A 13,436-nucleotide genomic window follows, 5' to 3' on the forward strand; every position below is an offset into this window, starting at 1 on the left:
AATACATCGCAGAGCATTTATTTTTTCGGGACCAGGATAAATTGCTTCTTGCCTTGTTTTTTAACCCTGTACCGATCTTCTATATCACTTGCTCCTTCAAGGTCTGATATATAATCCATCCAATCCTGTCGGTCCACAATGACATTATCCAAAATAGCATCTGTTAGGTTCGCATTTTCTAATTTTGTACCCCATAATGTAGCTTCTGAAAGATCTGCCCCACTAAGATCTGCCCCAAATAAATTTGCATTAGTTAAATCTGCCGTTAGTAATTCGGCTTTTTGGAGATTTGCATTATGCAATCTAGCTCTTTTAAGATTAGCATCTGATAAATTTATTTTGCTCATCTGCGCTTCTTTCAACTCGGCTCTTTCGAGATTAGCAGCAGGTATCTGTGCTTCTGTAAGATCAGAATAATCTAATCGGGCATATTTTAAATTTGCCCCTCGGCCTAGATTTACCTTTCTGAGATTGGTATAATTAAAATCAGCAGAATTAAGAATATCTTGGGAGGACTCTGATCCTAAATCACTCTTGAGTAGTGTAAATAAAAGTTGTCCACGTTCTGGACTAATTGGCTTATCGATTAATACTCCATTTTCTATATAACGATAAGGTTTCATTGCCATACAAAGACTTATAATCCTGGCTTCTAAAGTTTTACTTATATTACGTCCACTATTTACACCTTTATATTTAAGCTCTTCATTTAAATCGGTTAGAACATCTCCCATTACAAAAACCAATGATGATCTTCGATCTGCCTCAACAAGATTATTCTGACTTGTGATCAACTTATTCTGGTTCATTAATAATTTCGTCTGAAAAATTAAAACAGCGGCAGGTATTACTGCTACCATAAAAGCAAATAACCCTATTCGAGTTATTCTCCAGATAACACTAGACGACACATCAGAAACTGTATCTACAGAGACCGTTTTATATTCTTTATACTCATTAATGGCATCACTGATACTTTTCTTAAGTCGGTTTCCAAAAATTGGAACACTCGATTTTTTTAAGAGCCACCATCTAAATTTTCTTTTCTTCTGCTTACCCTTGTTAATCTTATCGAGTTTATTTTGTAGTAACGTATTTTCTTTCTTTAACCGTTCAATATAATCTTGTTCATTCACTGTGCTATAGATTTGGATATTTAAACGCTTAAGATATAAAAGTTATTATTACATAAAAAGAAAGCTTTCTTAATTCACTAAGAAAGCTTTCTCAAATCAACATAAAAACAACCAACCAATGGTTTCTTATTTCAAGTAATTTGAAATATCATCAGCTATATCTTTCACTAAAGAAAATTCTTCATCATCATCGATCAAGTTAATGGTCTTAATGAGCACCATTATATATTTTGAAACATAGTCTCTTTTATAATCATCATGCACATACTCTTTTCCTTCAACTACGATAAACGTGATCAAATTTCGAATAATTAACCTTATATCAGAGATACTTAAATTATCACTCACCTTATACTGTTTTAATCTTCTTGTTGAAAATATATTCTAAAAGTATAGTTCTGATTTCTGAAATATGAAATTCACTCATAATCAAAAGACTGATCATCGATTAAAAGCATTTTTTATCGTTTTGAAGAATTTTAAAGTAAACTTTCTAAGAGCAAGTTCACGAGATGTCAATTAAAAATAATTTTGATTTTGAGGCAAGGTCCAAAGCATTTCAGTATCGAGTATCGAGTAAATCATAGTCTTTTTATTACCTTAGTCAGCAATATATTGATTATAATCATTGCCATACATAGTGTAAAATTATATTTATTTCATGGTCTTCAACACATCCTTTAAAATTTTATACTGGATTACAAAAAATGAGGTGCAAAGTGAAAAAAGCTAACCTATTAATTCTTATCAGTATTATTTTAAGTACTGCTTGTAAACCCCAACATGATTACAAGTTAAATATTGCTGTTGCTGCCAATATGCAATTTGCAATGAAAGAATTATCCAAGGCGTTTACGAATCAAACGGGTATTGCATGCGATCTTATTATCGGGTCATCTGGAAAGCTAACTGCCCAAATTAAAGAAGGTGCTCCTTTTGATATTTTTGTTTCTGCAGATATGAAATACCCTAATGATCTTTTTAAATCTGGTCACACCTCTACCGTTCCAAAAATCTATGCATATGGCAAACTTGTATTATGGTCCATGATTGATGATACAGAACCATCAATTGATATACTTAACACCTCAGAGATAAAACACATTGCCATAGCAAATCCTAAAACAGCTCCATATGGTATCGCTGCCATACAGGTATTAAATCAACATGGTATTTATGAAAGCATAAAAGGTAAATTAGTATTTGGAGAAAGTATCTCTCAAACAAATCAATTTATCACTTCAAAATCAGCAGAAATTGGTTTTACATCAAAATCTATAGTGCTATCGCCGCAAATAAAGGGTAAAGGAAACTGGGTCGATATACCAAACACAGATTATAGTGCAATACGCCAAGCTGTGGTTATCCTTAAAAACAAGAATAACTTACAAGATTATGCACAAGCTTTTCATGATTTCTTATTCACAGATAACGCGAAAAATATATTGGAAAATTATGGTTATTCTGTAAAAAGACAATAATCATTATAACAAATACTTAATTAGTGTATTTTTATAGGATAAAATCATATTTGCGTGAATATCCTTGAAGGAAAAATTACGGATATAAATACCCATGGTAGTGTATCATTAGTTACATTACAAATAGGGCCTGTCTCATTTAATACGATTGTAATTGAAACCCCTGATACTGTTTCTTATCTAAAGAAAGAACATATTGTTAAAGTGGCTTTCAAAGAAACTGAGGTAATCATCGGTAAAAATCATGATCACTCTATAAGCATTCAAAATAAAGTAGTAGCCAAAATTCTGGACATAGAAAAAGGAACATTGCTAAGTAAATTAACTTTAGGCACTTCGGTTGGAAAAATAATTGCAATCATAACCACTAATGCAGCACAACAACTGCAATTGCATATCGGGGAAGAAGTGACAACAATGATTAAAACCACAGAAATAATGTTATCGCAATGATAGATTGGCAACCTTTAGTACTAACATTTAAACTGGCCTTGATAACGACATTGTTATTATTGGTTATAGCAATTCCTATTGCCTATTGGTTAGCACATACAAAATCACGAATTAAGCCAATACTAGAGACATTAGTTAGCATGCCTCTTGTTTTGCCACCAACCGTTTTGGGGTTTTATTTGTTAGTGGTGTTTAGCCCAGCAAACCCATTAGGAAACTGGCTAAATGAACATTTAGGAATACGGCTTATTTTTTCTTTTGAAGGGTTAATTTTTGCTTCTATTTTGTATAGTTTACCATTTATGGTGCACCCCATACAAGCAGGGTTTTCAAATCTGGCTTCATCACTTACAGAAGCTTCTTATGTACTTGGAAAATCAAAAATAACAACCTTGTTTAAAGTACTATTACCCAACATTAAACCATCATTACTTACAGGAATTGTGCTGGCTTTTGCCCATACCATAGGAGAGTTTGGGGTAGTATTAATGATAGGTGGTAATATCCCTGGAAAAACTAAAGTAGCCTCAATTGCAATTTACGATGAAGTCGAAGCTCTTAACTATGATACTGCCAATTGGTATTCACTTATTTTATTTGCAATTTCATTTATCATCTTACTTATGGTATATGTAATTAATGGAGGATACCTAAAAAGATTCTGGAAATGATACATATCACCCTACAAAAAGAATTAATAGCTGCTCATGGCACAATGCTTCTTGATATTAATATAGATATTCAACGAGGTAGCTTAGTTACACTATATGGAGATTCTGGAGCAGGAAAAACTTCGATATTAAGAATGATCTCTGGATTACTGGCTCCAGATAAGGGAAGCATTACGGTTAATCAAAAAACCTGGTTAGACACTGAAAAAAGAATACACCAAAAACCTCAACACAGAAAAGTTGGATATGTATTTCAGGATTACGGATTGTTTCCGAATATGACCGTAAAAGAAAACCTTCTTTATGCCTTAGAAAAAGGGCAAAGTAAAAATACCGTAACTGAATTAATTGATACTATCGAACTTGGAGACTTACAAGATCGCAAGCCCGAAAAATTATCTGGAGGACAAAAACAACGTGTTGCTTTGGCAAGAGCCTTAGTAAGAACACCAGAAATCTTAATGCTGGATGAACCCTTATCGGCATTAGATAATACCATGCGGGCTAAACTTCAAGATTATATTCTGAAAGTACATAAACAATACAACCTAACAACAATATTAATAAGTCACGAGATCAGTGAAGTTATAAAAATGTCTGACCAAGTGTTTGTTATTGAAAATGGAAAAATAAAAAAACAAGGCAGTCCAATTGAGGTATTTACAACAAAACAAATGAGTGGTAAATTTCAATTTTCGGGAGAGGTTGTTCATATTGAAAAAGAAGATGTCATCTATATTGTTACTATTTTGATAGGAACAAACTTTGTAAAAATTGTCGCCGAAGAAACTGAAATAGGAACGATCGCAATTGGCGATAAAGTCATTGTGGCTTCAAAAGCTTTTAATCCCCTGCTTCAAAAGGTGCATTAATTCTATTTAAAGTTTCCTAAAACTTGTAACAAAAAAAGCCTTCAAAATCAAAAGATTAAGAAGGCTTTAAGTACTGAAGGCGGGACTTGAACCCGCACGGCCATAATGGCCATTGGATTTTAAGTCCAAATCTTCACGGTTCAAAAAACACTCAAAAAAACCAAAACCTATCATTTATATAGTATTATCAGTACTTTTCAAATGCGGATAAAAAATCAAAAAACCTTATAAAACTGCAAAATGTTGAAACCATGTTGAAACCATTTCTTATATTCGTCCACCAATAGTGATTATATAAATATGTCTACAACAAAACTTATTCTATTTAAAGGAAAGAAAAAAGTTGATGGTAAATATCTTTTAACATTAAGAGTTACACATGACAGAAAACCTAGTTATTTGTTTTTTGAATGGGTAAATGAAAAAGATTGGGATCAAACACAAATGAGAGTTAAAAAATCTCATCCCAACTCTCAACGTCTTAATCATCATATTTTAAAAAAACTTACAGAGGCGAATGACACTATTCTTGAATATGAAACCAAAAAGAAACCTTATACCTCTAGTGATATTGTCAATTTATTAAGAGGCGGACAAAAAGATGGTTCCTTTTTTAAGATTGCAGAGGAATATATTGATGAACTAACCGCTCAAGGGAAAATCAATCGCGCAAAACCAGATAGTAGTAGGATTAAATTATTTAAAGAGTTTCTTAAAGGTCGAGACATTCAATTTTATGAAATCAATGAACCTTTACTCAAAAAACTAAAGACCTTTATTCTATCTAAAAATGGAAAAGGAAAAGGCTCTGGTGAAAGATCAGTGATGAACACTTTTGTAGTAATCCGAACTTTATTTAATAGAGCAATTACCGAAGGTGTAGCAGATCAAAAAGACTATCCTTTTGGCAAAGGCAAAATACAAATCAAGTTTCCTGAAACTGTAAAAATAGGTTTAGACCAGAATGAAATAGCAAAAATTGAAAATCTAGATCTAGAAGAGCACTCCCCTATTTGGCACACTAGAAATGTATTTTTATTCTCATTCTATCTTGCCGGAATACGAATTTCTGACGTACTTAACATGAAATGGTCCGACATTCAAAAAGGTAGAATTATCTACAAGATGAATAAAAATAGTAAAGTAGATTCACTCAAGTTATCAGAAAAGGTAAAGGATATTCTCAAATACTATGCGCCTAATAAGAAAAAAGAAGATGACTTTATATTTCCAGAATTAAAAAAAGCCAACTCTAAAGATCCTGGTGATATAAATGCTAAAATAAGAACAGCAGTTAAAAAATTCAACAAGTATCTAGATAGAATTAGAGAAAAAGCAGAAATCCATAAAAAGATTACTACGCACATTGCAAGACATTCATTCGGAAATATAGCAGGTGATAGGATCTCTCCGCAGATGCTTCAAAAACTATATAGACACAGTCATCTTAGTACCACAATTGGGTATCAGGGGAATTTTATTTACAGAGATACTGATGAAGCATTGGATAGTGTGATAAATTTTTAAAATTCTTAATTAGAAAAATAAACATCTATTATTTCCCCCAATTTTGTTCTTGTAGTATTTTAATAGTATTAAATACTAATTGTACATACTCTTTTAGCGATTGATTAAAAAGGCCTACAATAATTATATCTTTTTCCGGAATAGCGAAATGAAAAGAATTGGTCTTTTCATAAAGAAAACTGTGTAAAAAAGTTGATATGGGCTAAATAGTTGTGTCAATCAATATCCCTAATTTGAAATACAAATCAATTTTTAGCATTAGATATCTTTTCGGCTAGCAATAAGGCATTATAGGCATTTACTATTTTACCAGATTTGGATAGCGAGGAGAAAGGAACCATTTTTTTAGTATCATCTTCTAGAATTATTTCTACATCAATATTATAAGAGATTCCTGATTTCATCAGGATTTCTTTTACTTGAGAAGCACTTAGATCAGGATAATGTGATCGTATAAGAGCTGCTATTCCTGATACAATTGGAGTAGCTGCTGAAGTGCCTCGACTATATCTATATTTATTGTTTGGAAGAGTCGTATAAACTTTATATCCCGGAGCAAATAAATCGACATTATTTTTACCATGATTAGTTTTATAATAAATTAACCTTTTGTTCAAAGTATATGAGCTAGCCCCAATCATCATAAAATTATCACTTATCTCTGAGCCATCGGTATTAATATCATTGGGATAATAATTATGTTCTTTATCATCAAGATTAAGCCCACTGTTACCTGCCGAAGTTATAAAAAGTACATCTTTTTTTGCAGCATATTGAATAGCATCATTAACCCATTGCCTATTCATAGAAAACTGTTTCCCAGAACTCATATTGATAATTTTGGCGCCATTATCTACAGCATAACGAATAGCCAATGCAATATCTTTATCAAACTCGTCTCCATTTGCAGATATGCATAAAGGCATTATTTTGGCTTCATTAAGAATGCCGTCAATTCCAATACTATTATTTCTTTTGGCAGCAATTATCCCCACCATTAGCGTACCATGATACAATTTATCTAAATTGCCAGAAACGTTATTATTTCCGTAATGAATATCACTAAGATCATTAAGATCATCACCAATGATTTCTCTTTCTTGATAATCAAAATCTAAACTTTTATCAATTGATTCTTGTGTTTGCTCTAAGTAGCCCAAAAGTGTATGTTCAGTAAAACCTCTATTTATATAGTTAATAAGTGTTTTTTGATACTTTTTGATAATAGTATCTGTGGAATGTAAAGCAAGTAGTTGTTCCTTTGTAATACTATCGACAGAAAGATGCGCCTTTAGAGCATGTTGGGCTTTATTATATTTATTTATAAAGCCTTTCACATTTTCTAATTGCTGCAGTTTAGATTTTTGGGTTTCTCCAAAAGATTTTAAGGCTTTTTGATAAGCTTCAAAATCTTTTATTTGGTTAAAAGTGATACTATCAACGGTTTTATTCTGGAATAAAGGTTTAAACTTTCTAATCAATCTTATAAACCCATAATTAGAGTGAATAATATTTTCACCATTAACATTTCCTATAAAATTCCAACCATGTATATCATCAATATACCCATTATGATCATCATCTATTCCATTTTCTGGAATCTCATTCGCATTCACCCAGATTTGTTCTTTTAAATCTTCATGATGTATATCAACTTCGGTATCTATAACCGCTACAATAATCGGAACTCCTTTTTTATCCTTTAGAAATTCTCTATATACTTTTTCAAGGCTTACACCTGGGACAGTATCTTCAAAAATATCTTTGTATTGCCATCCTTCAAACTCTTTGTCATTTAATTTCTCATTTTTTGCAATAACCACAGAAATATTATTCGAGAGAATAATATGTTTTTCTTTGGATGTGGTACATCCTAAAAAGCACCAGTAGCTTATGAGTTGAATTAGAAATACTTTTTTCATGAATTATTGTTAACGAATAAAAAAGTAAACTAGAATTTTAAAAATAATAAATATGCTTTTTTAATTAAAACCTAGCAGTATTTATTAGTCGATTTTGTTTTTAGGTAAAGTAATCTTTTCCTTTTCTTCTTCGGGAATTCTTTTTTTAAGCATTAAAATTTGTCCTAAATGACTGGATTGGTGTTCCATAACATGAAACCATGCCCAATGATTATTCATTACAGATCCAGGGCGCAATTGAGATAGCCATTCATCATTACGTTTTGATAGTTCCTCAACAGTCTTCTTTCGTACTTCTTTATAAACATCCAAATAATATGAAATAGGCTTTCCTTTAAACTCTTCACGAGCCTTATCCCCAAGGCTTAGGCCAATTTGCCATTTTGCTTTTTCCTCGTCATTAAATCCACGGTTTTCAAAAGTATAAACCTGGTAATAGGCTTCGGCGGCTGCCAGATGCATGACTAATGCTCCTATTCTGTTTGCCTTATCATCTAATAAATGATCTGTTTGCCTTACATCTAAGCCTTGAACTGCACTTTCTACACGTCTACTTAAATTGTTCAACATCGATATCAGAGTTCCGATTTGAGGTGTAAATCCTTCTTCTGCATTTATCGTATTACTATTATTTTTAATTCCTTTCCCTTCTATCATTAGGCAGAAAGATTTATCTTCTTTATTCTTTACAGAGTATGCCGTAAATTCTTTAACATAAACTTTTTTATCCTTACTGATACCTCTATTCCAGCCGGGAATCATTTCATTATCAACTAGATTTTCGAATTGCGCATTGCTAAGTGCAAGCTTTTCGTATGTTCCTTTTTCATTTTGTATAAACAACTCAAAATTGTCGAAGTAGAATTTACCATTATTTAGGCATAATCCTCCCAACTTGATTATTTTCGAATGCTCGTCAATGTAACCCTCTATTACGTATTTTTTCCATTGACGTGAAGAGATAGGCCTATCCATCATATTATCAAAAAAGCCATATTCGCCATTTGTATTATCTACCCTAACCCATAGCCCAGCAAATCCACCTTCGGTTTCTGTTTCTACTTTAACAGATGCCTGAAGTTTAAATTTGGTTTCTTTATTTGCTTTTACGCTTATCGATTGCGAAAACGAAGTCCAGTCTCGAGATACTTTTTTGGTTTGTGAAAACGTAGAGAAATTAACGACGAAGAGTAGTATTATAGTAACTGCTTTAAAAAAATGTAATGACATGTTCTTGTTTAACGTATTAAAAGAGGTCGTCTTTTCATGAAAATAGTTGCAAATGATAGTACTATTTAGGCTGATAATCGGAATGACCAGTTTGCCAGAAGGCGAATGAGAATACATTAGCTACCATATTAAACTCTTCATCTTTTTTAGAAAATACCATGCCATGACCAGAATCAAACTCAGTTTTTAATAGTATAGGATTATTAGATGTGCTCGCTTCATTTAATCTTGTAGCAAATTTAATTGAATGCCAAGGAGGTAATCTATTATCATTCATTCCAGCAGTAATCAAAACAGAGGGATACTTTGTATTATCCTTAATATGGTGATAAGAATCCATTTCATAAAGATTCTTAAAACCAATTGAGTCCTTTGTTGAGCCAAACTCTTTCGCATTATTGGCTCCATTAGCTCCGGAATCTATACGCAGCATATTAAGACTACCTCTATCGATAATTGCAGCCGCATATAATTCTGGGCTTTCAGTAATTGCTCTACCAATTACAATTCCTCCGGCACTACCACTCCAAATAGCCATTTTCTTTGGAGAAGTATATTTATTTTTAATTAAATATTTTGTGCAGGATATAAAATCCTTCCAACTATTAGACTTTGTTTCTTTAAATCCACCTTTATGCCATTTATCTCCTTTTTCTCCGCCACCTCTGACATGTACAACAGCATATATGCCTACTTCTTGTGCCCACAGTAAAAAACCATAATAAAATCTAGGAGTCATGCTTCTCCCATAAGAACCATATGCACGCATTAAAACAGGGGTATTTCCATCTTTTTTATGGCCCTTTTTATATACAAGAGATAGTGGTATGTCTTCTCCATCATGAGACTTAACTAGAACTTCTTCAACAATCAAATTGTCAAAACTCACGCTAATATGTGACGGGTAATTATTATCTAATTTGAATTCATCTGTCAACAAATTATAAAGATATCTTGCTTTTGGAGTGGTCCAACCTTGAATTATTACAGGTAGTAAATGATTTTCTGTACTTTTTTCAAATGCTATTTTTCCAGATGCAAAAGGTAATTCTATCTCAACCACAACTTCACTATTATCCTTTACAAACATTTTAGCTTCAACCCCATTTTTTATAGTACTATAAAAGATTTTATTATTCCTGATAATAAAATCTTTTATTACTTGATCTTTCATTTCGTCTACCAGGATTATTGGGTTTTCAAAATCAGGATTTAAAATTGATGTTTTACATATTTTGAAATTAGAAGCATTTTTTGAAGTTATATAAAATAAACTATCGCCTAATTGCTTGTAACTTTTTATTTGGTCTGATTTTTTAAATAATGGCTTCCAGGCAGTTTCAACAATATTATTAATATTGGCAAATATACCAAAAACGTGATGCGGAATAATCAACTTTTTAAAAACACCTAGTAAGATTTATAAATCTTACTAGGTGTTTTTAAAAATTACACTACTCTAGATGATTGATTTTCAATTTGTTTTATGAAATATGATGGTTTTATACCCGTTCGTTTTAAAAAAGCTTTTGAAAATGATTGAACATTATTAAAACCTACTTCTTCCCCTATAGATTTGATAGTGTATTTCCTAAAATTATCATTGTTTTTAATTTGATCAATTGCATAATCAATTCTTAAATCATTTAGGTAATTCGCGAAATTTTGTCCTTTATAATGATTAATTACCTTAGATAAATAAGTTGAATTTGTATTAATTTTTTTTGCTAGTTTAGCTAAGGTAATATTATTGTCAATAAATTTCTTTTTTTGTTCAAACGCTTCAACTTTTTCTAAGATTTCTTCAATAACTTCTTCGGGTAAATCAATCGTATTTGTATACTTAGTTATATTTTTATTTTTAACAGTTGAATTTGGTTCCGAGTCTATTTTTTGCATTAAAAGATCAAATCTTTTCTTATAATAAATTCGTTTTGAATAATTCTGATACAAAAAATACGCAAATCCCAGAGTAGTAATTATTAAAAGGATAGAAATAATCCAATTATTATTTTGCTGTTTTTTTAGACCATTTAATAATATGTTTTTTTCATCACGAAGCTTTTTTGTATCATATTTTTGATACATATCTATATTAAGTTTATTGTTTTTTGAATTGGCTATACTATCCAAAAAAATCATTTTTTCTAACACTCTCAATTGTTCTCGAACATCATTATCCTTTTTATATTTTGTTAATAACATTTCAAAGGCTTCTCTTGTATTAGGAGTATAATTAGTTGAATCTATAATATCATTAACTTTTTTAAGGTGCTTTAAGCTAATTTCATGTTCATTTATTTTTTGATAAGCTTTTGCCAAATATAAATTGGTTTCTGCTAGGTTTAAGCTATGTTCAAGTTGCCACGAAGTTGATAAAATTTTTTCTAAACTATCTATAGCTCTTTGAAAATTATTATTATGATAATCACTAATTCCACTATGTAATAATAAAGCAGAATAACCATGCTTTTCCTTATTGTTTGAAATTTTTTCTAAACCTTCATCTACATAAATTCTTGATGAATCCGGTTGCTTTTGTTGATTATATAAATAAGACAATCCTATTAGTGTTCCGATATATGGTCTAAAAAATTTTCCGTTAGATCCTTTTTCCTTTAAAAAGTCATAGTTTGATTTAAAAACTTTCAATGCTTCCTTTTCTTTTCCAATTACCATTTTCAGTTGAGCAATATTAAGTGTAGCCGCTACCAGGTGTATATTATTGTTATTATCTTCCGCATGCCTCTTAGCTTTTAGATAATACTCAAAAGCTTTATTCAAATTTTTACTGTTTTGTAGTAATACCCCTTTATTTAAATATCCCCTTGATGGATAATTAAAATGATTCTCATTTTTAGTTAACTCAATAATACTATCGACATATTTCATTGCTATCTCAGGGGTGCTAATCATAAAATGGAGATGATAACCATCAGCTATTTTAATTTTATTTCTATCCCTTTTTCCTTTTTCTACAAAGTAGCTTGCATATTTCTTAGCTAAATCAATTTTTTTTTGATTGATGAAATATAGTTCTTGAAGCTCTTCATAACTTTTATTGTCTAAACTATCCTTATGTTTTTGAATGATTTCAGCTTTAATAAAGAGGCAACTGAAAAGAAAAAAATGACAAATAAAAATACGCATGATTTTAAGTATTTACAAACGATGTAACTTTCATATTTTTGAGGGTGTTACAGACTTAAAAAGTTGTAAATATACAAAACTTAATAGAGTAATAGATTTATAAATTTTACATTCAAAATTTATAAATTGAGGGATACTCCCCTTGCAAACCTCCTATCCAACTTACTACTTTTGACCCAACAAAAACAAACAAATGGAAGCCTACCTACAACACCAAAAGCACCATTACTTTGCAGCTATTTTACAAGCATTGCATTTTAAAATGGATACATTTATATACAATCTTGTTCATCACCAGTCATACGAAATGATACTTTATCGTTGGATTGTTAAGCTGTATAAAAAACGTAAGACTAGTGATGAAGCCTTACAACTCATTTATAAAGCTAGAAACATATTATTACTTACATCAACAAATGGTTTGTATTGCCATTCGATATACACTCCTAAACCTCAAATGTAAAATATCAAATCCCAAAAACTATCCACCGACAACTACCAACCAAATACGTAAACCTCCCCCCATGATTGTAATCAATATTAAAAATTTGTAAAACATTAAAGGGAAAAACAATGAACATTATTATCAAACAAATTGAACTCATACAACGCATCGATCAGTTGATTCGTATGCAAGCTACTGGCACAGCAGACGAATTTGCCTATAGACTGGGGATTTCTAAAACTACATTATATCGGGTCATAAATGTGATGAAGCAATTAAATGCTCCAATATCCTATGACCTTAAAGTACAAAGCTTTGTGTATGATAAGGCAGTGGGATTTAGAGTTGGCTTTTTTGATAAAAAGCAAGCAAGCGCTTAAGCAATACATATGTATTAAGGATAGTAATTCTGGAATTTAATTGCTTTTCTTTTAGTACATCTACGAAGCGATTACCTATCTATTCTATAAACAATACTAAATTTTAACATTTGACAAACTACCAGTGTCGAAAAATGAAACTGGTATTGTCTAACATTGCACCAGGAAA

At 31.1% G+C, this 13,436-nt stretch carries 13 protein-coding genes; 7 read left to right on the forward strand and 6 right to left on the reverse strand.

The annotated features are described in order from the left end of the window. Positions 1-17: 17 nt before the first annotated feature. Together JJQ60_RS22275 and JJQ60_RS08570 are read right to left on the reverse strand one after the other, a co-directional pair. Positions 18-1,136: a pentapeptide repeat-containing protein gene (locus JJQ60_RS22275; protein WP_201918679.1), complete on the reverse strand. Its 1,119-nt coding sequence runs from the start codon at positions 1,134-1,136 to the stop codon at positions 18-20. 126 nt (positions 1,137-1,262) lie between these two features. Continuing rightward, on the reverse strand, positions 1,263-1,484 hold the full coding sequence (locus JJQ60_RS08570; protein ID WP_201918681.1) for a hypothetical protein: 222 nt from the start codon (positions 1,482-1,484) through the stop codon (positions 1,263-1,265). A gap of 371 nt (positions 1,485-1,855) precedes the next feature. Here JJQ60_RS08570 and modA point away from each other — a divergent pair, with 371 nt between their 5' ends. The 5 genes from modA (at position 1,856) to JJQ60_RS08595 (ending at position 6,140) form a co-directional block, all read left to right on the forward strand. Next, a complete protein-coding gene (gene modA, locus JJQ60_RS08575) occupies positions 1,856-2,617 on the forward strand; it encodes a molybdate ABC transporter substrate-binding protein (RefSeq protein ID WP_317194005.1) in 762 nt (253 codons plus the stop codon). A gap of 54 nt (positions 2,618-2,671) precedes the next feature. Next, on the forward strand, positions 2,672-3,070 hold the full coding sequence (locus tag JJQ60_RS22280) for a TOBE domain-containing protein (protein ID WP_201918685.1): 399 nt from the start codon (positions 2,672-2,674) through the stop codon (positions 3,068-3,070). Further along, the gene (gene modB, locus JJQ60_RS08585) at positions 3,070-3,741 is read left to right on the forward strand and encodes a molybdate ABC transporter permease subunit (RefSeq protein ID WP_201919692.1); all 672 of its coding nucleotides are present in this window, start codon (positions 3,070-3,072) and stop codon (positions 3,739-3,741) included. The genes JJQ60_RS22280 and modB overlap by 1 nt, the downstream gene beginning before the upstream one ends. Continuing rightward, positions 3,738-4,613, forward strand: a complete 876-nt coding sequence (locus JJQ60_RS08590) for an ATP-binding cassette domain-containing protein (RefSeq protein WP_201918687.1) — start codon at positions 3,738-3,740, stop codon at positions 4,611-4,613. The genes modB and JJQ60_RS08590 overlap by 4 nt, the downstream gene beginning before the upstream one ends. Before the next feature lie 300 nt (positions 4,614-4,913). Beyond that, positions 4,914-6,140 carry a site-specific integrase gene (locus JJQ60_RS08595; protein ID WP_201918689.1) on the forward strand — a complete coding sequence of 409 codons (1,227 nt, stop codon included), beginning with the start codon at positions 4,914-4,916 and terminating at the stop codon, positions 6,138-6,140. 245 nt (positions 6,141-6,385) lie between these two features. Here JJQ60_RS08595 and JJQ60_RS08600 read toward each other — a convergent pair whose 3' ends face one another. The 4 genes from JJQ60_RS08600 to JJQ60_RS08615 form a co-directional block, all read right to left on the reverse strand. Next, complete coding sequence (locus JJQ60_RS08600; protein ID WP_201918691.1) at positions 6,386-8,062, reverse strand: S8 family peptidase; 1,677 nt, start codon at positions 8,060-8,062, stop codon at positions 6,386-6,388. Positions 8,063-8,146: 84 nt separating this feature from the next. Next, positions 8,147-9,292, reverse strand: a complete 1,146-nt coding sequence (locus tag JJQ60_RS08605; protein WP_201918693.1) for a mycothiol transferase — start codon at positions 9,290-9,292, stop codon at positions 8,147-8,149. 61 nt (positions 9,293-9,353) lie between these two features. Further along, positions 9,354-10,688: a prolyl oligopeptidase family serine peptidase gene (locus JJQ60_RS08610; RefSeq protein WP_201918695.1), complete on the reverse strand. Its 1,335-nt coding sequence runs from the start codon at positions 10,686-10,688 to the stop codon at positions 9,354-9,356. A gap of 53 nt (positions 10,689-10,741) precedes the next feature. Continuing rightward, positions 10,742-12,442: a helix-turn-helix transcriptional regulator gene (locus JJQ60_RS08615; RefSeq protein WP_201918697.1), complete on the reverse strand. Its 1,701-nt coding sequence runs from the start codon at positions 12,440-12,442 to the stop codon at positions 10,742-10,744. Positions 12,443-12,635: 193 nt separating this feature from the next. Between JJQ60_RS08615 and JJQ60_RS08620 the strand changes: the two genes are divergently transcribed. Both JJQ60_RS08620 and JJQ60_RS08625 read left to right on the forward strand, forming a co-directional pair. Then, entirely contained in the window at positions 12,636-12,905 is a 270-nt protein-coding gene (locus tag JJQ60_RS08620; protein WP_201918699.1) for a hypothetical protein, read from the forward strand. Between the two features lie 110 nt (positions 12,906-13,015). After that, positions 13,016-13,267, forward strand: coding sequence for an HTH domain-containing protein (locus tag JJQ60_RS08625; RefSeq protein WP_201918701.1), 252 nt, complete (start codon positions 13,016-13,018; stop codon positions 13,265-13,267). The last annotated feature ends 169 nt before the right edge of the window (positions 13,268-13,436 follow it).

Source organism: Aquimarina mytili (assembly GCF_016735115.1).
Taxonomy (GTDB): Bacteria; Bacteroidota; Bacteroidia; order Flavobacteriales; family Flavobacteriaceae; genus Aquimarina; species Aquimarina mytili.